Annotated in this window: 26 protein-coding genes and 1 riboswitch; of the genes, 9 read left to right on the top strand and 17 right to left on the bottom strand. The window is 66.6% G+C overall.

Annotated elements, in window-relative coordinates; translation table 11 throughout:
* Positions 1-228: 228 nt before the first annotated feature.
* Positions 229-420: a hypothetical protein gene (locus WDM24_RS14620; RefSeq protein ID WP_166203936.1), complete on the top strand. Its 192-nt coding sequence runs from the start codon at positions 229-231 to the stop codon at positions 418-420.
* A 30-nt stretch (positions 421-450) separates the two neighbouring features.
* Here the strand turns inward: WDM24_RS14620 and cobF are convergent, their stop codons facing one another.
* The 6 genes from cobF to cbiE are packed head-to-tail and all read right to left on the bottom strand — an operon-like array spanning position 451 to position 5,568.
* On the bottom strand, positions 451-1,200 hold the full coding sequence (cobF, locus tag WDM24_RS14615; RefSeq protein ID WP_338698920.1) for a precorrin-6A synthase (deacetylating): 750 nt from the start codon (positions 1,198-1,200) through the stop codon (positions 451-453).
* Between the two features lie 7 nt (positions 1,201-1,207).
* The gene (cobA, locus tag WDM24_RS14610) at positions 1,208-1,936 is read right to left on the bottom strand and encodes a uroporphyrinogen-III C-methyltransferase (RefSeq protein ID WP_338831706.1); all 729 of its coding nucleotides are present in this window, start codon (positions 1,934-1,936) and stop codon (positions 1,208-1,210) included.
* Positions 1,933-3,243: a cobyrinate a,c-diamide synthase gene (locus WDM24_RS14605; RefSeq protein ID WP_338698917.1), complete on the bottom strand. Its 1,311-nt coding sequence runs from the start codon at positions 3,241-3,243 to the stop codon at positions 1,933-1,935. Before WDM24_RS14605 ends, cobA begins: the two co-directional genes overlap by 4 nt.
* A complete protein-coding gene (cobM, locus tag WDM24_RS14600; protein WP_338698916.1) occupies positions 3,240-4,025 on the bottom strand; it encodes a precorrin-4 C(11)-methyltransferase in 786 nt (261 codons plus the stop codon). The genes WDM24_RS14605 and cobM overlap by 4 nt, the downstream gene beginning before the upstream one ends.
* A complete protein-coding gene (locus WDM24_RS14595; protein WP_166294014.1) occupies positions 4,022-4,390 on the bottom strand; it encodes a cobalamin biosynthesis protein in 369 nt (122 codons plus the stop codon). Before WDM24_RS14595 ends, cobM begins: the two co-directional genes overlap by 4 nt.
* Entirely contained in the window at positions 4,387-5,568 is a 1,182-nt protein-coding gene (gene cbiE / locus WDM24_RS14590) for a precorrin-6y C5,15-methyltransferase (decarboxylating) subunit CbiE (protein ID WP_338698914.1), read from the bottom strand. Before cbiE ends, WDM24_RS14595 begins: the two co-directional genes overlap by 4 nt.
* On the opposite strand from cbiE, the gene WDM24_RS14585 reads away from it, so the two are divergent.
* Positions 5,567-6,316, top strand: coding sequence for a cobalt-precorrin-6A reductase (locus WDM24_RS14585; protein ID WP_338698912.1), 750 nt, complete (start codon positions 5,567-5,569; stop codon positions 6,314-6,316). The genes cbiE and WDM24_RS14585 overlap by 2 nt on opposite strands.
* Here the strand turns inward: WDM24_RS14585 and cobJ are convergent.
* Genes cobJ through WDM24_RS14550 form a run of 7 tightly spaced genes read right to left on the bottom strand, consistent with a single transcriptional unit; the run spans position 6,292 to position 14,197 of the window.
* On the bottom strand, positions 6,292-7,026 hold the full coding sequence (gene cobJ, locus WDM24_RS14580; RefSeq protein ID WP_166294010.1) for a precorrin-3B C(17)-methyltransferase: 735 nt from the start codon (positions 7,024-7,026) through the stop codon (positions 6,292-6,294). The genes WDM24_RS14585 and cobJ overlap by 25 nt on opposite strands.
* A complete protein-coding gene (locus WDM24_RS14575) occupies positions 7,023-7,754 on the bottom strand; it encodes a precorrin-2 C(20)-methyltransferase (RefSeq protein WP_338698909.1) in 732 nt (243 codons plus the stop codon). Before WDM24_RS14575 ends, cobJ begins: the two co-directional genes overlap by 4 nt.
* Positions 7,755-8,384: a precorrin-8X methylmutase gene (locus WDM24_RS14570; RefSeq protein WP_166294007.1), complete on the bottom strand. Its 630-nt coding sequence runs from the start codon at positions 8,382-8,384 to the stop codon at positions 7,755-7,757.
* Positions 8,384-9,547: a precorrin-3B synthase gene (cobG, locus tag WDM24_RS14565; RefSeq protein ID WP_166294005.1), complete on the bottom strand. Its 1,164-nt coding sequence runs from the start codon at positions 9,545-9,547 to the stop codon at positions 8,384-8,386. The genes WDM24_RS14570 and cobG overlap by 1 nt, the downstream gene beginning before the upstream one ends.
* Positions 9,544-12,792: a cobaltochelatase subunit CobN gene (cobN, locus tag WDM24_RS14560; protein WP_338698904.1), complete on the bottom strand. Its 3,249-nt coding sequence runs from the start codon at positions 12,790-12,792 to the stop codon at positions 9,544-9,546. The genes cobG and cobN overlap by 4 nt, the downstream gene beginning before the upstream one ends.
* On the bottom strand, positions 12,792-13,826 hold the full coding sequence (gene cobW / locus WDM24_RS14555) for a cobalamin biosynthesis protein CobW (protein ID WP_338698902.1): 1,035 nt from the start codon (positions 13,824-13,826) through the stop codon (positions 12,792-12,794). The genes cobN and cobW overlap by 1 nt, the downstream gene beginning before the upstream one ends.
* Positions 13,823-14,197: a DUF1636 domain-containing protein gene (locus WDM24_RS14550; RefSeq protein ID WP_338698900.1), complete on the bottom strand. Its 375-nt coding sequence runs from the start codon at positions 14,195-14,197 to the stop codon at positions 13,823-13,825. Before WDM24_RS14550 ends, cobW begins: the two co-directional genes overlap by 4 nt.
* A 93-nt stretch (positions 14,198-14,290) precedes the next feature.
* Positions 14,291-14,502: riboswitch (cobalamin riboswitch) on the bottom strand.
* A 36-nt stretch (positions 14,503-14,538) separates the two neighbouring features.
* Between WDM24_RS14550 and cobO the strand changes: the two genes are divergently transcribed.
* Both cobO and WDM24_RS14540 read left to right on the top strand, forming a co-directional pair.
* Positions 14,539-15,192: a cob(I)yrinic acid a,c-diamide adenosyltransferase gene (gene cobO, locus WDM24_RS14545; protein ID WP_338698898.1), complete on the top strand. Its 654-nt coding sequence runs from the start codon at positions 14,539-14,541 to the stop codon at positions 15,190-15,192.
* An 11-nt stretch (positions 15,193-15,203) separates the two neighbouring features.
* Positions 15,204-16,652 (top strand): cobyric acid synthase, encoded by a 1,449-nt coding sequence (locus WDM24_RS14540; protein WP_338698896.1) that lies wholly within the window; start codon positions 15,204-15,206, stop codon positions 16,650-16,652.
* A 219-nt stretch (positions 16,653-16,871) separates the two neighbouring features.
* Here WDM24_RS14540 and cobD read toward each other — a convergent pair whose 3' ends face one another.
* Both cobD and cbiB read right to left on the bottom strand, forming a co-directional pair.
* Positions 16,872-17,837: a threonine-phosphate decarboxylase CobD gene (gene cobD, locus WDM24_RS14535; protein ID WP_338831705.1), complete on the bottom strand. Its 966-nt coding sequence runs from the start codon at positions 17,835-17,837 to the stop codon at positions 16,872-16,874.
* Between the two features lie 11 nt (positions 17,838-17,848).
* Positions 17,849-18,790 carry an adenosylcobinamide-phosphate synthase CbiB gene (cbiB, locus tag WDM24_RS14530; protein WP_338831704.1) on the bottom strand — a complete coding sequence of 314 codons (942 nt, stop codon included), beginning with the start codon at positions 18,788-18,790 and terminating at the stop codon, positions 17,849-17,851.
* A gap of 127 nt (positions 18,791-18,917) precedes the next feature.
* Between cbiB and cobU the strand changes: the two genes are divergently transcribed.
* From cobU to WDM24_RS14505, 5 genes are read left to right on the top strand one after another with little or no spacing between them, the layout of a single operon-like run.
* Entirely contained in the window at positions 18,918-19,421 is a 504-nt protein-coding gene (cobU, locus tag WDM24_RS14525) for a bifunctional adenosylcobinamide kinase/adenosylcobinamide-phosphate guanylyltransferase (protein WP_338698891.1), read from the top strand.
* A gap of 32 nt (positions 19,422-19,453) precedes the next feature.
* Positions 19,454-20,086, top strand: a complete 633-nt coding sequence (gene bluB / locus WDM24_RS14520; protein ID WP_338701221.1) for a 5,6-dimethylbenzimidazole synthase — start codon at positions 19,454-19,456, stop codon at positions 20,084-20,086.
* A complete protein-coding gene (locus tag WDM24_RS14515) occupies positions 20,064-20,408 on the top strand; it encodes a hypothetical protein (RefSeq protein ID WP_338698890.1) in 345 nt (114 codons plus the stop codon). The genes bluB and WDM24_RS14515 overlap by 23 nt, the downstream gene beginning before the upstream one ends.
* Positions 20,405-20,602 carry a CbtB domain-containing protein gene (locus WDM24_RS14510; RefSeq protein WP_338698889.1) on the top strand — a complete coding sequence of 66 codons (198 nt, stop codon included), beginning with the start codon at positions 20,405-20,407 and terminating at the stop codon, positions 20,600-20,602. Before WDM24_RS14515 ends, WDM24_RS14510 begins: the two co-directional genes overlap by 4 nt.
* Positions 20,603-20,612: 10 nt before the next feature.
* A complete protein-coding gene (locus WDM24_RS14505) occupies positions 20,613-21,350 on the top strand; it encodes a CbtA family protein (RefSeq protein WP_338698888.1) in 738 nt (245 codons plus the stop codon).
* Positions 21,351-21,370: 20 nt separating this feature from the next.
* Here WDM24_RS14505 and WDM24_RS14500 read toward each other — a convergent pair whose 3' ends face one another.
* Together WDM24_RS14500 and WDM24_RS14495 are read right to left on the bottom strand one after the other, a co-directional pair.
* On the bottom strand, positions 21,371-22,642 hold the full coding sequence (locus tag WDM24_RS14500) for a CoA transferase (protein ID WP_338698886.1): 1,272 nt from the start codon (positions 22,640-22,642) through the stop codon (positions 21,371-21,373).
* Between the two features lies 1 nt (position 22,643).
* Positions 22,644-23,378, bottom strand: coding sequence for a glutathione S-transferase N-terminal domain-containing protein (locus tag WDM24_RS14495; RefSeq protein ID WP_338698884.1), 735 nt, complete (start codon positions 23,376-23,378; stop codon positions 22,644-22,646).
* Positions 23,379-23,381 lie beyond the last annotated feature (3 nt).

Genomic DNA, 23,381 nt, shown 5'->3' with positions numbered 1-23,381 from the left:
TCAGAACGTGCTTCGATGTCACGCCATAACTCGTTGCCGAATTTGCAGAATACGTTGAAATTGCCGATCCGTTTCCCGTGCGAGATCGAATTATCGGCTCGGTTGTTCGATCCAAGTCGCGTCGGCGTTGCCATGCACGAATGATCCGGTAGCTCTCCGGCCATGACCATAGTTCAGCCGCGCGGTCTGGGTTACAAAATACCGCCGGTGTTGTTCTGGGGTGAGCCGATGAAGAAGGACGACGTCACGTGCCCGCGCTGCGGGGCTGGATTCCGACGCCTCGAGTTGACGTCCGGCTCAGGAAACAAGGGCGAGTATCGCTGCCCGGTCTGCGAGACGACGCTCGAGCTGTTCGATGGCGACAAGCTCGTCGCCTACCGTCTGACCATCCAGCCGTCGATTCGCGCGTTCAAGGATTAGCGGCCCCCGCACGCTGGCGCCGCCCGTGGATCACGATTGCCGCTTGAGGATGTAGCAATCCATGATCCAGCCGTGTCGCTCGCGCGCCTCACGCCGCGCGGCGACGATGCGAGGGCCGACCTCGGCCAACTCACCGGCCATGATGATCTGATCCGCCATGCCGAGATAGGCGCCCCACCAGATCCGCAGCCCCGCCGGATCCAGCGTCTGGAAGGCAGCACCCCCGTCGAGCATCACGACCACCGTGTCGGTGCTGGACGGCCATCCGCCCTCGCGCAGCCGCCGGCCTGTGGTGACCAGGAACGGCTCGCCGATCTCGTTGAGCGGCAGCGAATGCGCCGCGCACAGCGCCTGGATCGACGTGATGCCGGGGATGACTTCGATCGATGGCAGCGGATCGAGCCGTCGCACAATCCGCAGGCTTGAATCATAGAGCGACGGATCGCCCCAGATCAGCAGGGCAACCCGGCCCTCGCCGCCGAGATGGCGCGCGATTTCCTGCGACCAAGTCGCGGCCACCGCATCATGCCAATCGTCCACGCCCCGGCGATAATCCTCCTCGCCGGCATCGCGCACCGGCAGGTCGAACTCCGCAATGCGTGTCCGGTCGTTGCTCAACGCCTCCGCGCAAATCGTTCGCCGCAATTCGGCAAGATCCGACTTCGCGGTCCCCTTGCGCGGGATCAGGATCAGATCGGCGGCATTGATCGCGGCGATCGCAGCACGCGTGAGCTGCTGGGGATCGCCGCAACCGATGCCGATGAGAGAAAGCGTCAGCATGACCGCGTCACCCTTGGTCCGGCGCCAAAGCACCGAACAGAATAATTGCGGCCGCCGTTGCGGCACCCGCATGCGTGAGCCGTTCGGCAAGGTCCACGATCGTGGTGCGAACAATCCGCTCGTCGGCATGGCCGAGCGATTCCGCCAGCAACGCCGGCGTCTCGGGCGCAAGGCCGTGCGCGATCAGCCTTGCCGCCAGCGCCGGGAAGGTGCGCCGCCCCATATAGACGACGGTGGTCGCTTCCGGATCGGCCAGCGCCGCCCAATTCAGGTCCGCAGGCAATTCACCGGTGACGTCGGCGCCGGTCACGAACTGGACCCGGCGCGAGGTCAGCCGTCGCGTCAGCGGAATGCCGGCCTGTGCGGCGGCGACCGAGGCCGAAGTCACGCCGGGAACGATCTCGTACCCGATGCCTGCCGCGCGCAGCGCCTCGATCTCCTCTTCGAGCCGTCCGAAGATGCCGGCGTCGCCCGATTTCAGGCGCACCACGCGCACGCCGGTCGCGGCATAATCGACCAGCAGCCGGCTGACATGATGCTGCCTGGCCGACAGCCGGCCGGCGCGCTTGCCGACCGCGACAAGATTGGCGCCGCTGCGCGCGAGATCGAGGATCGCGCCCGAGGCAAGGTCATCGTAGAGCACCACGTCGGCCTCGCGCAGCCGCGCCGCCCCTTTCACCGTCAGGAGCTCGGGGTCACCGGGGCCGGCCGAGACGAAGGAGACGAATCCGCTCACCGGTCCTCCGCAATCAGATGGAAGAATGTCCCCGTTGCACGGCCGCGCCGCGATCCGGTTTCGGCCACGATCGCGCCGGTCGCATCGCGCACCGCCGCGAGCGGCGTATCCGGCTGCGCGATGATCGTCGAGTAGTGAAACTCGTGGCCGCGCAGGCGTGCGCCCGGCTCGTGCCCGGGCATCGGTGCAACGAGCTCGGCAAGCCGGTAGCCCAGATGCATGCGGCGTTTGGCATAGCTCGTCTCAAGGCCGAGCAACCCCGCCATCTCGTGGCGCACATCATCGGCGTCGGTCAGCGCGCGGCCCAGCACCATGTAGCCCCCGCATTCGCCATGCACCGGCTTTGTCGCGGCGAAGCCACGCAATTGCCCGAGAAATCGCCCGTTGGCGGCAAGCCGGCCGGCATGCAGTTCGGGATAGCCGCCGGGCAGCCAACACACATCGGCGTCGGCGTCGGGGCCTTCGTCGGCAAGCGGCGAGAACGTCACGATGTCTGCGCCGGCCGCGCGCCACGCTTCGAGCATGTGCGGATAGACAAACGAGAATGCGGCGTCGCGGGCGAGCGCGATGCGCTGGCCGGGCGGCGTGACGCCGAAGCGGCGCGTGGACGATTGCACCGGCGAGACGCGGGCCGATCGCAGCACGGCGTCCAGGTCGACATGCTCGGCGACGAAGCGCGCGGCTTCCTCGATCAGGCCGTCGATCTCGGCCTGCTCTTCGGCCTGCACCAGGCCAAGATGCCGCTTCGGCAAGGCAATCTCGGCATGGCGAGGCAGCGCACCCAACACAGCAATGCCCGCGCCTGCCATGGCGCCGCGCACCAGATCCTCATGCCGCTTGCTTGCAACGCGGTTGAGAACGACGCCGGCCAACCGCACGCCGGTGCGGAAATCGCGTAGTCCTGCCGCGACCGCGGCCGCCGTCTGCGCCTGGCCGGAAGGATCGATCACCAGCAACACCGGCCACCCCATCATCTCGGCGACATCTGCGGTGGCGCCGGTGCCGGACACGCCGCGCGCGGCAACGCCGTCGAACAGGCCCATCGAGCCCTCGGCCAGCACCAGGTCGGCGTCCGCGCCGCGGCTCGCCAGGCACTCGATCGCCTCGAGCTCCATCGCCCAGCTATCGAGATTGACCGACGCGCGTCCGGTAGCCACCGCATGAAAGGCGGGATCGATGTAGTCAGGCCCGCTCTTCAGGCACTGCACTTTCAGCCCGCGATTGCGATAGGCGCGGGCCAGCGCCAAGGTCAGCGTCGTCTTGCCGACGCCGGATGCCGGCGCCGAGATCACAAGTCCCGCGCTCATCGCGATGGTTCCGGAAAGCGTGGCTCGGCTCCCACAGGCCGGTAGCGGCGGTCGTAGTCAGCCGCATAGAGGCGGCTTTCGGCGAACTCATCGGCACCCAGCGTCTTGCCGACCAGGATCAGCGCGGTGCGTTCGAGTTCCGGGCCAACGGCGGCGTCGAGGGTCGAAAGCGTCGCGCGCACGATGCGCTGGTCCGGCCAGCTCGCACGCCAGACGATCGCCACCGGGCAGTCGGCTCCGTAATGCGGCGTGAGCTCGGCAATGACCCTGTCCAGCAGATGGATCGAGAGATGGATCGCGAGCACCGCGCCGGTTGCGGCAAAGGCCGCGAGCGTTTCACCGTCTGGCATCGCGCTCGCCCTGCCCGGCGTGCGCGTCAGTACCACCGATTGCGCAAGGCCCGGCAGCGTCAGCTCGGACTGCAGTGCCGCCGCGGCCGCCGAAAAAGCCGGAACGCCTGGTGTCACCGAATAGGGAATCTGTAACGCGCGCAGCCGGCGCAACTGTTCGCCCATCGCCGACCAGATCGAGAGATCGCCCGAATGCAGCCGCGCGACGTCCTTGCCCTCCGCATGCGCGGAGGCGATCTCGGCGACGATCTCGTCGAGCGACAGCGGCGCCGTGTTGACGATACGCGCATCTTTTGGGCAATGCGCCAGGACCCCTTCCGGCACGAGCGATCCGGCATAAAGACAGACCGGGCAAGAGGCGATGAGATCGCGCCCGCGCAAGGTCAGGAGATCGGCAGCGCCTGGCCCTGCGCCGATGAAATGCACCGTCATTCGCCGTCTCCTTCCGCGATCGCCGCAGTGGCCATCCGATCCTGTGACGTCGCCCTGACCGAAATCAGGCGCGCACCGCGTCCTGCCGCAGCGATTGCCGCGGCTTCGGCGACCGAGCCCGTTTCAAACCTCGCCTTGATGAACCCGGATTGCGTTACGGTCTCTATCTCAGCCAATTTCTCTGCCGAAATCCCCCGGATCGGCAAATCCAGTTCCTGCGCCAGCAGTTTCAACGCCACCGCATCGGCCTTGTCACTCACCGTTGCAACGGCCGCAAGGCCATCGGAACCGCCGGCCGCGTCGAGCGCCTCGCGCAAGGACGCGGCACTGGCGTCACGCCTGAATCCGAAACCTGCGACCTTCATCGGATAACGCTCCATTGCACGATCGGCCGCGTAGCCTTCCAGGAGCGATACCGCCCCAACGGCTCGGCATGGGCGATCTCGACGCGCATCAGGTCGCCGCCATGGCGTTGATGCAGATCGGAGAGCAGCGCGTCGGTTTCCAGGGTCACCGCATGCGCAACCAGTCGCGCTCCCGTCGCGATACGCGACCAGATCGCGTCGAACATCGCCGCATCGAGGCCACCACCGATGAACACCGCATCGGGCGCTTCGAGATTCGATAGAATGCCGGGCGCCTCGCCGTCGATCACGGTGATCCGGTGGGCCAAGCCGAAGCTCGCAGCATTGCTGCGGATGTTCGCGGCACGTTCGCCACGGGCCTCGACCGCGATCGCCGTCCCGCCGCACAGCGCCCATTCGATCGAGATCGAACCCGAGCCGGCGCCGATGTCCCACAGCCGCTCGCCAGGCCGCGGCGAAAGCGCCGACAATGCAAGCGCGCGGATCGGCTGTTTTGTCAGTTGCCCGTCATGCACAAAGAGTGCGTCGGGAAGACCTGAGCTGCGCGCGATCCCTAGCGTTCCCCTCGCCTCCAACGCGACCGCGACCAGGCTGTCGCTTGCGTCGCCGGCGTAGCCGTCCGCGCGATGCTGCGTGACGGACTCACGGGGTCCGCCAAGCGCGGAAAGCGTCCACATCGATGACGGCCCCCAGCCGCGGCCCGTGAGCCATTGCGCGAGATCGGAAGCTGCCTTGCCATCGCGCACCAAGCAGATGATCCGTGCACCGCGCACGAGATGCGGCAACAGACGCTCGAACGGTGCCGCATGAAGGCCAAGGCAGATGACGGTCTCTAAGCGCCAGCCCAAGCGTGCCGCCGCAAGCGAGAACGTCGATGGTCCGGAGTATGCGACCCACTCGCCGGCCTGCAGCGTCTCGACAAGGCTCCCACCGACGCCATGCCAGAACGGATCGCCCGAGGCGAGCACTGCCGTCGGACGGCCGCGGCATTCAAGCACGATGCCCGCATCGAACGGCACCGGCCAGGCACGGCCACGGTCGGTGATGCCGGCCAGCGCGAGGTGGCGTTCACCGCCGAAAACTGTTTCGGCTTCGCGAAGCGCCTTTCGGCTTGCGTCGGAGAGGCCGTCAAGGCCATCTTCGCCGATGCCGATGATGGTCAACCAGGGATTATTCATGATGCGCGCCCTGATCCTGGGCGGAACCGCCGACGCCAATCTGCTCGCCGCTGCAATCGCGCGCGCGGGGATCGACGCGGTCTATTCCTATGGCGGCCGCACGCGTGCGCCGGCCGACCAGCCGCTGCCGACCCGGATCGGCGGCTTCGGCGGCGTCAGCGGTCTTGCCGACTATCTGCGTCGCGAAGCCATTACCCATGTGATCGACGCGACGCATCCCTTCGCGGTCGAGATGAGCCGCAACGCGATCGCCGCCTGCGCGCAAACCGAAACGCCGCTGGTCGCGCTCGAGCGCGCGCCGTGGGACAAAACATCCGGCGACCGCTGGATCGAGGTCGCGGACGTCACCTCCGCCGTCGCCGCGCTGCCGGACAGCCGCGCCAACGTATTCCTCGCGATCGGCCGCCAGCACATCGCGCCGTTCGGCAGCCGGCCGCAACACGCCTATACGTTGCGATTTGTCGACCCGCCCGAGCAAGCGCTGCCATTGCCCGATGCCGACGTCATCGTGTCGCGCGGACCGTTCACGCTCGACGGCGAGCTCGAGATGATGCGCGAGCGTCGCATCGATTGGATCGTTGCCCGCAACTCCGGCGGAACCGGCGCGCGCGCCAAGATCGACGCCGCCCGTGCGCTTGGCCTTCCCGTCATCATGATCACCCGGCCACCTCTGCCCGACCGACCACGGCTGGAAAGCGTCGGCGATGTGATGCAATGGCTCGGTCATCGGACCTGCCTCGGCGCGTAGACCCAGCGCCCGACCCGCCGCGTCGCCGAATTGCCGACGATCACCAGTGTCCGCATGTCCGCCATTTCCGGCTTCGCGTCGCGCAGCTCGACCGTCTCGATCCGCTGATCGGGCGTGCTGACGGCACGCGCGAACACCACGATCCGCTCGTCGCAACCCGCCTCGCGCAGGATTTCGAGCGCGCGACCAAAACCTTCCGGCCGGCTCGCCGAGCGCGGATTGTACATCGCGATGGCAAAATCGGCTTCGGCCGCAAGCCGCAGGCGCTTCTCGATCAGCGGCCACGGCTTGAGATTGTCGGAGAGGTTGATCGCGCAGAAATCATGACCGAGTGGCGCACCGGCGCTCGCGGCCGCCGCCAGCATCGCGGTCACGCCGGGCAGCACGCGAATCGAGAGGTCGCGCCATTGCGGCGCGTCCTCGAGCGCCTCGAACACGGCGGACGCCATCGCAAAGACGCCGGGATCGCCCGAAGACACCACTACGACGTGGCGCCCTTCGGATGCAAGCCGCAACGCGTCGGCGGCGCGCTGCAGCTCGACGCGATTATCCGAGGAATGCAGCGTGAGCCCGGCGCGCGGCGGCACGCGCGTCACATAGGGCGCATAGCCTACGATGTCGGTCGCAGCCGCAAGCGCGGATGTGACTTCCGGCGTGATCAGCGCCTCGTCGCCCGGTCCCAATCCCGCGATGGTCAGCGTTCCCGTCATTCGGCCGCCTCCCTGCGCCGTCCCTGCCCGTGCACCAGCACGATCGCAAAATACGGACAGTCGGCCTCGCCGATCTCGGCGAGCCGGGCGACACGCTGATCCGGCATGGTGCCGCGTTCGACCAGCCACGCATCGTCGAGACGCCCCGCCGAGGCGAGCGCGCGTCGGATCTTCCTGAGATTGCGGCCGGTCTTCATGACGACGAGCGCGTCGGAACTCCGCATCCTCAGTTCGAGCTCCGCCTCCGGCAGCGTGCCCATCAGCACGGTGGTCACGTCGTCGGCAAGCGCGATCGGCTGGCCGACCGAATTCCAGCAACCCGCCATGCCGGGAATGCCGGCGATCACCTCGATCTCGACACGCGCCTGCAGGCGCGAATGCAGGTGCATGAACGAGCCGTAGAAGTAGGGATCGCCCTCGCAAAGCACGACGACATCGATCGCGCGCGCAAGCCGCGCCAGGCGCTCGGCCCATTCGTCATAGAATCCCGCGAGCAGCCGCGCATAGTCCGGACTGTCGAAAGCGATCTCAGTGGTGACGGGATATTCCATCGGATATTCGCTAACGTCGGCGACGAGCAACCCCTCCACGATGCGGCGGGCCTGACCCAGCTGGCCCTTCTTGCGGAAATAGGCGACGTGCTTTGCGGCACGCACAGTGCGATCAGCGCGTACGCTCATCAGGTCCGGATCGCCTGGGCCGAGGCCGCAGCAGATGATGCGTCCCATCTACTCGCTCCGGCTCGCCAGTGCGTTGACGGCGGCGACCGTGATCGCCGAACCACCGAGACGTCCCTCGACCGTCAGCGCCGGCGCGTGCGGTGCGGCCATCAATGCCGTCTTGGACTCAGCCGCGCCGACAAAGCCGACCGGACAGCCGATGATCGCCGCCGGCCTTGGGCAATCGGGGTCCTCCAGCATGTTGAGGAGATGGAACAGCGCAGTCGGCGCATTGCCGATCGCGACGATTGCGCCGACCAGATGCGGCCGCCACAGCTCGAGCGCAGCAGCGGAGCGCGTATTGCGCATCGATTGCGCGAGTGCGGGAACCTCGGGATCACCAAGCGTGCAGATGACAGCATTGCCGGCCGGCAGCCGCGCGCGCGTAATTCCTTCAGACACCATGCGCGCGTCGCAAAGGATCGGCGCCCCGTTCTGCAAGGCGGCACGCGCGCTCGCGGCCATGCCGGGCGTGAAGCGGACATGCGCTTCCAGCCCCACCATGCCGGCGGCATGGATCATGCGCACGACCACCGGTTCTTCGTCCGGCGTAAAGCGGCCAAGGTCGGCCTCGGACCGGATGGTGGCAAAGGACTGCCGATAGATCGCAGCACCGTCGGTCTCATAGATGTGCGGCATCAGCGGCCTCCCAGCAGCACGGAGGGATTTGCGACGATGCCGGCGCCGGTCAGCCCACGCATGACGGGCTCATCCCGGGTCGAGCCACGACGGATCAGATCGAAGCCTTGGTTCGTAGCCACGAGGGTGACATCCGCAGAGCCGGAATGCGCACATCCCTTGGCGCAACCGGACACGTGAAGCCGGGCATCGGCCGGAATATGCCGCACCAGCGCCGACGCCAGCGCGCGCGTGTCGGCATGCGCCTCGCCGCAGCGCGGCGCACCGCTACAGGCGATCGCGCGGAGCGCCGGATCGTCGACCTCGGTGACGATGTCGGCCCCACCGGGCATCTCGCGCATCCCCTCCGCCAGCAGCATCCGCCACGGCGTCACGCGGAGAGCCTGCGCGCAGCCGGCGAGATGGCGCAGCGTCTGCTGCGGCATGAGCCCGAACGCAACGCCGACCATCGCACCGGACGAATAGAGTCCGGGAACGGCGTCTATCGATCGCGGCGCCGGCTCGACATCGCCGCGCAAGGATTCGGGCAGGCTCGCGCCGCCGGCGAGATAGGCCGCCATCCGTCGCCTCTCACCTTTCGCTCCGCCGGAAGCGATGAACCACTCGGCCAGCGCCAACGCGACCTGCACGGCCTCGCTCCGCGTGACGGAAAGCCCGAGCTCGGCGCCATCGGCGCGCACCAGCAGGCCGCCATTGCGATCGCGCTCGATCCTGATATCCGCAGACGCGCCAGCCAGCACCCGCTCGCTGCCATCATCGATTGCGAAACCGAACTTGGTCGGAAGATCGAGCAAAGAACCGGCGAGCACCCGCTCAAGCTCGGCGGCGAGCGCGCGCGTATCGTCGCCGGTGGCCCAGAATGGCGTCACCAGAATGTTGCGCTGCGCCTCGATGTCGGCATCCGTATCCAGCAACCCGAGCTCGCCAATTCCTTCGATCAAGCGCGGATAACCTTCATCGCTGACGCCGCGGATCTGCAGATTGGCGCGGCTGGTCAGATCGATCAGGCCGTTGCCGTGTCGTGCGGCCAGATCGGCGATTCCCGTTGCTTGCGTTGCCTCGAGCCGTCCGCCACGCGGGCGAATCCGCACCACGAGGCCGTCGCCTGATAGCATCGGCCGCAGCGCGCCGGGACACCAGCCCTTGATCGCAACAGCGCTCATGAGGCCTCCTGCAATGCCGCCGCAATCGAATTGCGCCGCGTCTGCCAGAGCGACGCCTCGTGCAACCGGGTAAAGCAGGTTTCCATCGCAGCCAGGGCAGCCGGGTTCTCGCGCGCCATGAAGCCGCGAACGTCGTCATTGCCGAGCGTCGCGTCGTAGTAGAGGTCGAACAGATGCGGCGGCACCGCGTCGGCCAGATGGGCGAACGCCGCCATGTGCTCCAGCGTCGCCGTGATCTCGGCGGCACCTCGGAAGCCATGGCGCATCATGCCGGCGATCCATGCGGGATTGGCGGCGCGCGCACGCACCACGCGCGAGATTTCCTCGGTCAACGAGCGCGCATGCGGCTGATCCGGCCGCGTCGCGTCGAGATGATAGAGCGCCGGGACCTCTGCGCCAATGCGCCGGGCTGCCGCCGCGATGCCGGCTTCATGCGCGGCATAGTCCGCCGCCAGCAGCAGGTCGGTCTCGGGCAAGTCCTGGGTATGGACAAAACTGTCGGCCGCCGCGAGCCGCCCCTCGATGCCGGCGCGATCGGGCCGCATCTCGCCGTCGGATGCAAACGCCCAGGACGACGCCGACAGCCAGGCTTCGCCGGCCGCATCGCGCGCTTCCTGGGTGAAGACGTCCGGAACCGACGCGATGCCGGCGCCATAGTGTCCCGGACGAGGCCCGAACACGCGCGACATGCGTTCGCTGTAGGGATTCTCCTCCCCCTCATCGCTGCGTTCGGACAATGCTTCCGTGGCCGCCTCGAACAACTGGGCAAGCCCCGAAAAGACGTCGCGGAACAACCCCGACACGCGCAGCGTGACGTCGATGCGGGGACGACCGAGCTCTGCCGGCGCGATGATGTCGTAGCCAACCACGCGGCCCGATCCGTGATCCCAGCGCGGCGCAATGCCGGCGAGATGCAGGGCCATCGCAAAATCCTCGCCGGCCGTGCGCATCGTCGAGGAACCCCAGAGGTCGACGACGAGCCCTTTCGGCCAGTCGCCGTGATCCTGCAGGTGACGGCGCAGCAGCTCTTCGGCGAGCTTCACGCCCTGCGCATGCGCCGACGGCGTCGGAACCCCGCGGGGATCAACGGCAAACAGATTGCGTCCGGTCGGCAGCACGTCGCGGCGCCCGCGATAGGGTGACCCCGAAGGTCCCGGCGCGACGCGCCGGCCAGAGAGCGCATCGCGTAACGCAGCCTTCTCCTTCGCACCGCAAGCGCCCTGCCCGAATATGTGCAGGCCGTCACCGAACTGGCTCTCCTTGAGATCGCAGACGAAGCGGTCGATCTGCGGAATCGCCTCGGCCGCGGAGACCGACGCAGCGAGACCAAGATCGTCCTCCAGCCCGGCCAGCCGCGCTTCCTCGCGGATATCGGCAATCAGGCGCTGCCGCCGTGCCGGATCGAGACCGTCCGCAGTCGAATATTCATCGAGTAAGCGCTCGAGCCTGCGCAAGCCTTCCGGCACCGCCGCCAGCGCGAGCGGCGGCGGCAGATGACCGATCGTCAAGGCGCCGATCCGCCGCTTGGCCTGCGCCGCCTCGCCGGGATCGTTGACGATGAAGGGATAGATGACGGGCAGATCACCGATCAGCGCCTCGGGCCAGCACGCGGACGACAGCGCGACCGACTTGCCGGGCAACCATTCCAGTGTGCCGTGCGCGCCCATGTGCACGACGGCATCGATGCCCTGCTGCCTGAGCCACAGATAGAACGCGACATAGGCATGACGCGGCGTGCGCGACAGATCGTGATAGTCGGCATCGCGATGGCCGATATCACCGCGCTCCGGCTGAACGGCGATGATCGACTTGCCGCACTGGATTGCCGCGAATTGAAATTCGCCGTCACGACAATCGGGATCGTCCTCCGGCGCGCCCCATGCACGCGCGAGGTCGTCCTGGAGCTGTGACGGAAGGCCGGAGATGGCCGCGCGATACCCGGCCACGTCCCATGTCAGTTTCCGGTGCAAGAGCGCATCGCCCAGCAACGCCACCGGCTCGAGATCAAAGCCCGCGGCCGCGAGATCGGCCCGCAACGCCTCGACCGAGGCAAGCGCATCGAGGCCGACGGCATGCGCGATCTGGTGCGGACGGCCCGGATAGTTCGACAGCACGAGCGCGAGTTGCTTCTCCTGCGCGGGCTTGTCGGCAAGCCGATGCCAGGCTGCCACGCGGGCGGCAATTGCTGCGACGCGCCCGGCATCCGGCCGATGCGCAAGATGCGCGAATTGCAGATCGGGATCGCGCTCGCTCGCCGACTTGAAGCTCACCACGCCCGCAAACAGGCGGCCGTCAACCTCCGGCAACACCACATGCATCGCGAGATCGCCGGGCGACAGACCGCGGAGCGACTCGGCCCAATCCTCGCGCCGCGCCGTCGACAAGGCGACCTGGAACACCGGACATGAAGCGGCATCGAACGGCGTGGTGCCGTCATCGCCGGCCGCGGAGAATGCGGTCGCATTGACGATGGCGGCTGGAGGGCATTGCGCGAACTGAGCGCGCAGCCAATCGGCCACGCCTGCGGCCTTCAACGAGGCGACGAACACGCCGTAGGCGTCAAAACCTTTCTCGCGTAGCGCCTCGACCAAGGCATCGACCGGCGCGGTGTCGCCGGCCGCGAGATAGGAGCGATAGAAGGTCACGAGTGCCCGCGGCCGGCCACCCGATGCCGGCAACGCTGCGACAACACCGCGCCGCGGATCGTAGACGCCGATCTCCGGCAGATCGATCTCGCCGACGACAGGCCCGGCATAGAGCCCTGACGCCAGCGCCACTTGCGCGATCACGGCCTGGGCGGCGACAGGCCCCCCCTTGTCGCACAGCACCTTAAGTCGCCGCAGCGTCGAGACCGGCAGCGTGGAAAATTCGTCCAGCCGCAGATCGTCGCGGCCATCCGCCGGCAACACCACCAGGGCGATATCGCGCTCCTTTGCCAGGCGATGCACCGCGGCCAGCCCGTAGGACCAATAGGGCTCACCGCCGATCAGCCGCACCAGGATGCCGCGCGCGTGCGACAGCGTCCGCTCGATATAGGTATCGACCGACAGCGGGTGGCGCAGCTCCGCGAGATTGGCGAGCCGCAGCGACGGCAGCGCGGCGCGGCCCCGCCGCCAGCCGGCCGCGAAGGCAGCGAGATCGCTGTCGGAAAACGACAACACCACGAGATCGGCCGGATCCTGGCCGAGGTCCCTTGGTGTCGCGGTCTCCTCAAGGCCGCGGCTCTCGCGGAAGACGACGTGCATCAGACACCTAGTCGCGCCCTGATCGCAGCTTCACTGATGTCGCCGTGCTCGCCGATCACGACCAGCTTCGACTGCCGCGGCCGTGTGCCCCAGGGCATGTCGAACTGATGCCGCACGCGTTCGCCGACGGACTGCACGAGCAGCCGCATTGGCTTGCCTTCGACTGCGATATAGCCCTTGGCGCGCAGCACGTTCTGCTCGCGGGCCAGCCCCTTGATCGAAGCCACGAGTGCCTCGACATCCGAAACCTCGGGAAGATCGATCACCACGGAGTTGAAATCATTGTGCTCGTGCTCGTCCTCGCCATCGTGGTGCGACGGCCGCGACGCGAGATCATCCTCTGCCGCGGCCTCGAGCCCCAGGATCACGCGCGCATCGACGGCGCCGTCGACGATCGGCAACATCGGAACCTCGCGCGGCATTTCAGCGGCAATCACCGCTTTGGCCGCCTTGATCCCTTCCGCTCCGGCGAGATCGGCCTTGGTCAGCAGCACGATATCGGCACAGGCGATCTGGTCCTCGAACACTTCGGACAGCGGCGTCTCGTGGTCGAGATTGTCGTCGGCCGCACGCTGTGCATCGACTGCTGCGGGATCCGGCGCAAAGCGGCCGGCCGCGACCGCTTCCGCATCGGCCAGCGCGATCACGCCATCGACCGTGATCCGCGAGCGGATTTCCGGCCAGTCGAACGCCTTCAGCAGCGGCTTCGGCAGCGCCAAACCTGACGTCTCGATCACGATGTGATCGGGCCTCACGCGTCGCGCCAGCAGTTGCTCCATCGCCGGGATGAAATCGTCGGCGACGGTGCAGCAGATGCAGCCATTGGCGAGTTCGACGATGTTCTCGGTCGGGCAATTGGCGTCGGCGCACGACTTCAGAATCTCGCCGTCGACGCCTTCGCTGCCGAATTCGTTGACCAGCACCGCGAGCTTCTTGCCATTGGCATTGCGGATCAGATGCTGGATCAGCGTCGTCTTGCCGGACCCGAGAAATCCGGTCACGACCGTGACCGGAATTTTGGCGAGCGTGTTCATTCTGCGGCCTCCGGGACGACGGCAAGGGGTGGAATGCGGGCGAGCGATTGCTTGCGGAAGATTTCCGGACGGCTGCGCCACGGCACGATGCCGTCAGGCGCGGCCGCATAGGCGGAGGCACCGGCGATCACATCCCTGGCATTATCAGCGGACAGGCGGCCGTAGACATAGGACCACCGCCCCGGCGCGCTGAGCGCGACCGAGCAGCCCTGGCTGCAAGCCGAGAGGCATTCGACGGGAACAAGATTGACGTCATCGGGCACGCCGGCCTCAACAAGCGCGGCATGCAGGCGCGCACCGGGCGCGATCTCACCTTCCGCCAGCGTCTGGCCGGCGCGGCAGGTGATGCAGACATGAAGTGTAACGCTCATCGCCCATCCTGGATTGACAGCGGGAGGCGAAGAGGCACACGAACCGATGTGAATGGGTTCGTTCCCCGTCGCGGAACACCCCGTCCGCCGGTCTCACTACACGTTGCGTTGGCAGGTCTCCCGGCTTGCGGAGCAGGATTTCTCCCTCGATGCCCACCTTCCCGATTCTCGACAAGGAATCAGTGGCTTTTGGGCATCTCTCCGGTCACGGTCGCGGGGGCGGCTGCTTTTCAGGCCCACCTTGAGCCCTATCGCATTCCCTCTTCGCCTGTCGTAGGACAGGAACCAACGCGGGCCCACCATTCGTCCGTGGCTCGAACTTGTCAAGCCGAAGGAATGTCATGATTTCTGAAGAAAACGGCGCCGAAGACGAGGTCGGCAGCAGCGAGGTTTCGCTGGATGCGCGCCACGCGACCAAGATGGCGAAGAAAAAGGTCGCGCGCGACAAGATCATGGCGACCAAGAGCGGTGAAAGGGGTCTGATCATCGTTCATACCGGCGCCGGCAAGGGAAAATCCTCTTCGGCCTTCGGCATGATCGTGCGCTGTGTGGCGCATGGCTTTCCCTGCGCGGTGGTGCAGTTCATCAAGGGCGCCTGGGATACCGGCGAGCGCCGCCTGCTCACCGGGCATTTCGGCGAACTCTGCCAATTCCACGCGATGGGCGAAGGCTTTACCTGGGAGACGCAGGATCGCGCGCGCGACATCGCGGCGGCCCAGGCCGGCTGGGAAAAGGCCAAGCAGCTGATCGCAGACCCGAGCTTGCGCATGGTTGTGCTCGACGAGATCAACATCGCGCTGCGCTATGACTATCTCGCCATCGCCGATGTCGTCGAGTTCCTGACCACGTCAAAGCCGCCGATGACGCATGTCGTGCTCACCGGGCGCAACGCCAAGGAGGAGCTGATCGAGATCGCCGATCTCGTCACCGAGATGACGCTGGTGAAACATCCGTTCCGCTCCGGCATCAAGGCCCAGCCGGGCGTCGAGTTCTGACTGTTATCGCCATGGCGCGTGCATTGATGATCCAGGGAGCCGGTTCGGACGTGGGCAAGTCGCTCATCGTCGCGGGCCTGGCGCGCGCTGCCAGTCGGCGCGGCCTGCGCGTGCTGCCTTTCAAACCGCAGAACATGTCCAACAACGCGGCTGTGACCATCGACGGCGGCGAGATCGGACGTGCGCAGGCCCTGCAGGCGCTCGCCGCCGGTGTCGAGCCGCACACCGACATGAACCCGGTGCTGCTGAAGCCGGAGAGCGATGTCGGCGCCCAGATCATCGTGCACGGCAAACGGATCGCGACCGCACGCGCGCGCGAATATTCCGCTATGAAACCGTCGCTGATGGGCGCGGTGCTGGAGAGTTTTGGGCGGTTGAAGGATCGCGCCGATCTGGTGCTGGTCGAAGGCGCCGGCAGCCCCGCCGAGGTCAATCTGCGTAAGTCCGATATCGCCAATATGGGCTTTGCACGCAAAGCTGACGTCCCCGTGGTGCTGGTCGGCGACATCGACCGCGGCGGCGTCATCGCACAGCTCGTCGGTATCCAGGCGGTGATCGATCCCGAGGATGCCGCGATGATCCAGGGCTTTGTCATCAACAAGTTCCGAGGCGATCCGACGCTGTTCGACGACGGCTACCGCCTGATCGAATCCCGCACCGCATGGCGCGGCTTTGGCGTGCTGCCCTGGTTCGTCCGCGCCGGCGAGCTTCCGGCCGAAGACGCGCTCGGGCTCGGCGAGGCGCGCAAGCCCGGCCAGTGCAAGATCGCCTTCCTTGCGCTGTCGCGGATCGCCAATTTCGACGATCTCGATCCGCTGAAGCTCGAGCCCGGCGTCGATCTCGTGATGGTACGGCCGGGCGAAGCCATCCCGGGTGATGCGAAGCTCGTCATCCTGCCCGGCTCGAAATCGACCCGCGGCGACCTCGCCTTCCTGCGCGCGCAGGGCTGGGACATCGATCTCGTGGCGCATCATCGCCGCGGCGGTCATGTCCTTGGCCTCTGCGGCGGATATCAGATGCTCGGCGAGAGCGTCGCCGATCCCGACGGGATCGAAGGTCCCGCCGGCGAAACGCGCGGCCTCGGACTTCTTGATATCACAACTGTCATGACCGAGCAGAAGACGCTGACACGCGTCAGCGCGGTGCATGCCGCTACCAGTCAGCCGATCAGCGCCTATGAAATCCATATCGGGCGCACCGACGGTCCGGATCGTATCAGGCCATTTGCGTCGCTCGACGGCGCCGCTGAAGGTGCCGTTTCCGCCGATGGTCGCGTTCACGGCAGCTATCTGCACGGCCTGTTCACGTCTGACGAGTTTCGCAAGGCCTTCCTTGCAAGGCTCGATATTCCCGCGGCCGACCAGCCGTACGGCGCCCGGGTCGAGAGCGCGCTCGACGCGCTCGCCGAACACATCGAGACCCATCTCGATGTCGAAGGCCTGCTCGCGCTGGCGCGCTAGCGCGTGATGAGATGAGTTTGAGTTGGAACGGCGTCGAAGGTTCACCTCTCCCTTGGGAGAGGTCGATTTGCGCAGCAAATCGGGTGAGGGGCTACGGACTATCGAGAGAGCGAGAGCCCTCACCCGGATTGCTTCGCAATCCGACCTCTCCCCGATGGGGAGAGGTGGACCGAAATCGCGGCGAGCTGATTCCACCCAATCGTATCGCGCGTTAGACGATCAGCGCGACAGCACGGCAGACAGCCGAGCCCATTCGGCTTCGCTGCCGGGCAGACCGAGGCGCAACCATCCCGGCCGCTGCTGAAACACGCGCGACCAGATCAGCCCATGGGCAAGCTCGTCCTGGGCGACCAACGCATCGCCGGTTTCGTAGAGACGGAACAGCGGCGTGCCACCGACCAGGGTCCAGCCCTGCGATCGCACCGCTGCATCGAGCCTGACGCAGTCGGCCGCCAGCCGTGCGGCCGTCGCCTTTGCCCAGTCGTAATCGAGCAATGCACGCCGCCCGATCGCAATCGCGGCCCCCGAAACCGGCCATGGGCCCGCCATCGCCGCAAGCGCGCCGATGTCCGGCTCACTGCCGATCGCGAAGCCGAGCCGCAAGCCGGCAAGCCCGTAGAATTTGCCGAATGAGCGCAGGATCACGAGCCCCGCTCGTCCGGCTTCCGGTGTGAGCGACAGGTCCGGCACGGCGTCCGCAAAACTCTCGTCTATGACGAGCCGGTCGACGCGTGGCAAAAGCGCGAGCAGCTCGCGCCGGTCGTGGTGCCGCCCATCGGGATTGTTCGGATTGACGACGACGGCAAGATCGGCGCCCGCAAGCGCTGCGAGATCGGACACCTCGGCGACGTCCCAACCGGCGGCCGACAACACCGCGGCATACTCATTGTAGGTCGGCGTAAGAATCCGCGCCCGCCCTCGGGACGCCAGCTGCGGCAGCAGCTGAATGGCGGCCTGCACACCGCCCATCGCCACGATCGGCGCGTCGGTCGCATAAGCCTGCCGCGCGGCGGCGTGGAGGGATTCGATCTCGGATCGCGACGGCAAGGCGCTCCACTGCCGCGGCTCCACATCGACCAGGGGATAAGGCACCCGATTGATCCCCGTCGACAGGTCGATCCAGTCGTCCGCGGCGCCGCCGAAGCGTTGCTGGGCGACATCGAGATTTCCGCCGTGCTCACGCATGCGCCGCTCCTTCACGCCAGCGCCAGAGCGACGAACGCCGCAGCCAGCAGCATCATGGCGTAGCGATAGAGTTTCAGCCCGGCGTGGATGTCGGCGGCAGCCGGATCGCGCGCGCCTTCATTCAGCCAGGGCTCATCGGCGATGCTGCCGTGATAGATGCGGGGACCACTGAGCCGCACGCCGAGCGCACCGGCCATCGCCGCTTCCGGCCAGCCGGCATTCGGCGAGCGATGGCGGCGCGCGTCACGCAACATGCATGACCACGCCTGCGAAGGCCGCGCGGCGAGCACCACGAACAAAAGCCCGGTCAGCCGCGCCGGAACGAGATTGGCGAGATCGTCGATCCGGGCGGCCGCCCAGCCAAAGGCCTCGTGCCGCTCGGTGCGATGCCCGATCATGGAGTCCAGCGTGTTGATCGCCTTGTAGCCGAGGATTCCCGGCAGGCCGAACAGCGCGCCCCAGAACACCGGCGCGACGATGCCGTCGGATGCATTCTCGGCGAGGCTCTCGATGGTCGCGCGCGCGACGCCGGCATCGTCGAGCGTCAAGGGATCGCGTCCGACGATTTGCGCGACCGCGGAGCGCGCGGCCGCGATGTCGCCGGACGCCAGCGGATTGGCCACCGCCGCGACATGGTCATGCAGCGAGCGCAAGGCCACCAGCGGCCACGCCAGGATGCCCACAAGGACGACACGCATCCATCCGGATCCGAGCACGGACTGAACCGCCCAACCGAGAGCCATCGCCAGCGCGATCACCAGGATAGCAGCCGCGACACCGGCGACGCGGCGAAACGCCGGCGGGTCAGTGTCCCGGTTCCAGGCGCTGTCGACAAGCTGGATCAGCCGGCCGAGCCAGGTCACGGGATGGCCGATGCGCGCAAACAGCGGCGACGGCCAGCCAATCAGGGCATCCACCGCCATCGCCACCGCCATCGCTCCCGCAAAGCCCACTTAACCCTCTCCTCGCCGCGATCCCCCTGATGCGCAAGACATTGGCCGAGTGCAAGCCCTCCGTGGCGGATTTCGGCTTTGTGTTTCACCGCGATTGGTGGTTAGAGCGACGTAAACAGGAGATCCCATGGCCGTCATTCTGATCACGGGCGGAGCCCGGTCCGGGAAAAGCCGGCGCGCCGAATTGCGCGCACGCAGCTTTCCGGAGCGGCCGGCCTATATCGCGACCGCCGAGGCGCTCGATGCGGAAATGGACGAGCGGATCGCCAAACATCGCGCGCGGCGCGGCAGCGACTGGATCGAACGCGAGGTGCCGCTCGACCTCGTCGCGGCGCTGTCCGAGACCGACGGCGGCGGCGCAAGGCTGATCGATTGCCTGACGCTCTGGCTGTCCAACCTGCTGCATGCGGAGCGCGATTGGTCCGAGGAAGTGACGCGCCTGGCGGACGCGCTGCCGCGTCAGCACAGCCCGGTTGTCCTGGTCACCAACGAGGTTGGCCTCGGCATCGTGCCCGACAACGCACTGGCGCGCAGCTTCCGCGATGCCGCCGGTCTGATGAACCAGACCATCGCCGGCGTGGCAGACGAGGTCGAGTTCGTCGTTGCGGGCCTGCCGATGAAGCTTAAGTGACGTCCGCGATGGATTCAGCCAAAGGCCCCGCGATGGTCTCATTCGACGATGGGTTTCGCCGGCAACTGCAGGAGCTGTTCGTGTGGCGGCGCGACGTGCGGCGCTTCCGAACCGATCCGCTGCCGGATGGCACGATCGAGCAGCTGATCGAGGTCGCCTGCCTTTCGCCTTCGGTTGGCCTGAGCCAGCCCTGGCGGTTCGTGATTGTCGACGATGCGGCACGCCGCCGCGCGGTGATCGAAGACTTCAAGACTTGCAACGCAGATGCGCTGCGGTCTTACTCGGGCGAGCGTGCAGCAAAATATGCCGCTTTGAAGTTATCGGGCCTCGAGGAGGCGCCCGGCCATCTCGCCGTATTCGCCGACAAGACCGACCACATCGGCTCCGGCCTCGGGCGGGCGACGATGCCGGAGACAACAGAATATTCCGTGGTGGCCGCGATCTGCTCGATGTGGCTTGCCGCGCGCGCCGAAGGCATCGGGCTCGGCTGGGTGTCGATCCTCAACCCAGCCCGCATTCAGGAGATCCTGGAAATTCCGGACGCCTGGAAATTCATCGGCTACCTCTGCATCGGCACCCCCCAGGCGGAATGCGACCGTCCGGAGCTCGAGCAGGCCAAATGGGAAGCGCGGCGAGGTCCGGATGAATTCACCATCCGACGCTGACGGAGCTCCGGCCGGCAGCGGCGCCCCAAGCGGCCACGCTCACTGGCGCGCCGACATCGCCTCCCTGGTCTTTGGCCTCCCGGAGCACAGCGCGATCTGCGCGGTGCATCAGGGCGCATTCCGGACGTTGCTCGGCACGGACCCGACGCCGGACGCCTGTCTCGGCTATTTCTGCCAGTTTGAAGAAGCGTTTAGAGCAGCGGCGCACGCGAAAATCCTGCGCAAGCGCATCCCTGTTGCAACAAATTTGCATCTTACCAGTCGCGACATCGCGCGAAAGCTGCTAGAAGCCGACCAAATCGAACGTGGAGAACGACCATGAGCCAACCCCAGGTCACGCAAGCTCAAGTCACGCATCTGCCGGTTGCCACCGGACAGGTCGGACGGCTTGCCCAGTCCCTGATGGCGATGACGCTCGGTCTGTTCATCGTCGGCGTCGTCGGCTTCTCGCACATCGACGTGATCCACAACGCGGCGCACGACGTGCGCCACTCCAACGCGTTCCCCTGCCACTGACCGCCTTGACATGAGCACGTTTCGCTCGATCGTCTTCTCGTCGGTCATTGCCGGTTTCATCGTTGGCCTGATCGTCACGGCGGTCCAGCAGTTCGGCACCGTCCCCCTGATCCTCAAGGCCGAGGTCTACGAGAAGGCGGCCGAGCACAAGCACGAAGCCTCCGCGCAGCCGCGCGCCATCCTCGTGCACGATCAAGCAGCGCATGATCATGGTGCGGAAGCCTGGGAGCCACGGGACGGGTTGGAGCGCACCCTCTATACGGCGGGGGCCAACATCCTGACCGGGATCGGCTTTGCGCTTTTGCTCTGCGGCTTCTTTTCGGTTCGCAGCGGCGCGCCCGGCGAACCGGTCTCGTGGCATGAAGGCTTGATGTGGGGTCTCGCAGGTTTTGCCGTCTTCACGATCGCGCCGGGTCTTGGGCTGCCGCCTGAACTGCCGGGTGTCCCCGCCGCACCACTGATGTCGCGTCAGATCTGGTGGGTGACGGCGGTGCTGGCGACTTCGGCCGGCCTCGGGCTGATCGTTTTCCGGCGTTCGGCGCCAGCCGCGATCGCCGGTGTGGTCCTGATCATGCTGCCGCATTTGATCGGCGCGCCCGAGCTCGAGCATGTCGAGACCAATGTGCCGTCGTCATTGTCGCATCAGTTCGTGGTCGCGGTCACGCTGACCAGCCTGGTGTTCTGGTCCCTGCTCGGCAGCCTGACGAGCGCCGCATTCGCGTATTTCGATCGCCCCACTTCGGCCTAACGGCTTGATGACGTCGCGGCTCAGCTCGCCTTCCTGAGCCGCTTCCCGGCCCGCAACTCCCTGTCCTGCACCAGCACCTTCTCGGCATAGAGCTGGTCGATCTCCTGCTCCGACAGCCCGAGCTCACCCAGGATCGCCTCATTGTGCTCGCCGAGCAGGTCGGCCCTCAGGTCGGCTTGCTGCGGCCATTCCGAGAAACGCATCGGCGCACCCGGGATCGCAAACTTGCCAATCTGCGGATCGCTGACATGGCGGACCGTGCCGCGCTCGATCAGATGCGGCTGCGCCATGGCATCATTCAGGGTCAGCACCGGCGCGCAGGGAATCCGCTCTTTCTCCAGCGCAGCAATCGCCGCATCGCGCGACGGAAACGTCTTGAGCCAGGCTTCCACGATCTCCCCCACCAGCACCCTGTTGTCGGCGCGGGCGCGCGCCGACTCGAACCGCGGGTCCTTTTCGAACTCCGGCCGCCCCAGCGCCCTAACCATTTGCGGCCATTGATGCGCCAGCGCGCAGATCACAATAAACTCGTCCCGGCCGCAATCGAACACGCCGACCGGGCCGCCGTTCGGGTGTAGCGAGCCTTCCCGCTGCGGCACAAAGCTGTCGCCGCGCAGCGAGACCTTCGGCACATTGGCCTCATGCATATGGAAATAGGTATCGAGCAGCGTCGACTCGATGAACTGCCCTTCGCCGGTACGCTCGCGATGCAGCAGCGCAAACCCCACGGCCATCGCCGCGGCAACGCCGGTCGAGGCGTCTCCAATCGCAACGGGCACCTGCGCCGGTTTCCCGTCGGGGTCGCCGATCACCCCGGTGATGCCGGCGAAGGCCTGCGCGATATAGTCGAAGCCGGGCTTGTCGCTGAGCGGACCGCTCTGTCCGGCAAAGGAGATCGAGCACATGATCAGCCGCGGATTGATCTTTTTGAGCGTCTCGTAGCCAAGTCCGGCGCGCTCCATCACGCCGGGCGTAAAGTTCTCCACCAGAACGTCGGCCTTGGCCGCGAGCCGGGTCAGGATCTCGCGGCTCTTCTCGTGCTTGAAGTCGAGCGCGAGGCTGCGCTTCGAATGGTTCTGCTGGAAGAAGTAGGTGCTCTGCGAGGTGTTCTTGTAGGCGGGATCGCGCGGCTTGAGGCCCTGGAAGCGCGATCGGTCGCCAAACGGCGCGAGCTCGATCTTGATCACGTCGGCGCCGGCCTCGGCCAGCAGACGCGTGCAGGTCGGGCCCGCGACGAACTGGGTGATATCGAGCACGCGATAGCCGGTCAGCATTTTCGAAGGCAAGGTCATCTCAATGGTCCAATTGTTGTGATTGAAGCGCTCCGCCGGGCGCATCTCCACCCGCCGGCCTTGTGCCAAACAGATTGCTCCGCGCCTGCGCGTCGAGCGTCTTGCGAATGCCACGCCGGCCGACCGCGAGCCCCTTCTGGAGCTTCGGCCGCGCGCGCAACTCGGCGTACCAGCGCCTGACGTGCGGGAAATCGTCGAGGGTGACGCCTTGCGCCTTGTGGGTCATCACCCAGGGAAAGCAGGCGATGTCGGCGACCGAATAGTCGTTACCCGCAACATAAGTGCTCTCGCCGAGCCGATCGTTGAGCACGCCGTAGAGGCGGCGTGCCTCGTTGCCGTAGCGCTCGACCGCGTAGGGAATTTTGGCCGGCGCGTAGAGCGAGAAGTGCCCGTTCTGGCCCAGCATCGGTCCGAGCGCGCTCATCTGCCACATCAGCCATTGCTGCACGCGGGTGCGGCCACGCATGTCACGCGGAAAAAAGGAGCCAGTCTTCTCCGCGAGATAGAGCAGGATCGCGCCGGACTCGAAGATGGTCACCGGCTCTCCTCCGCCGGGCGGATCCCTGTCGACGATGACAGGGATCCGGCCATTCGGATTGAGTGCGCGAAACTCCGGCCGGGACTGGTCGCCGCGCGTGATGTTGACGGGCACCACGGTGTACGGCAGCTCGCATTCCTCAAGCATGATCGAGATCTTCCAGCCATTCGGTGTCGGCGCGAAATGAAGATCGATCATCGG

It is taken from the genome of Bradyrhizobium sp. 27S5 (assembly GCF_037217225.1).
Lineage (GTDB): Bacteria > Pseudomonadota > Alphaproteobacteria > Rhizobiales > Xanthobacteraceae > Bradyrhizobium > Bradyrhizobium septentrionale.
Note: the sequence above shows the minus strand (reverse complement) of the source record. Positions and strands in the feature narration are given on the sequence as shown.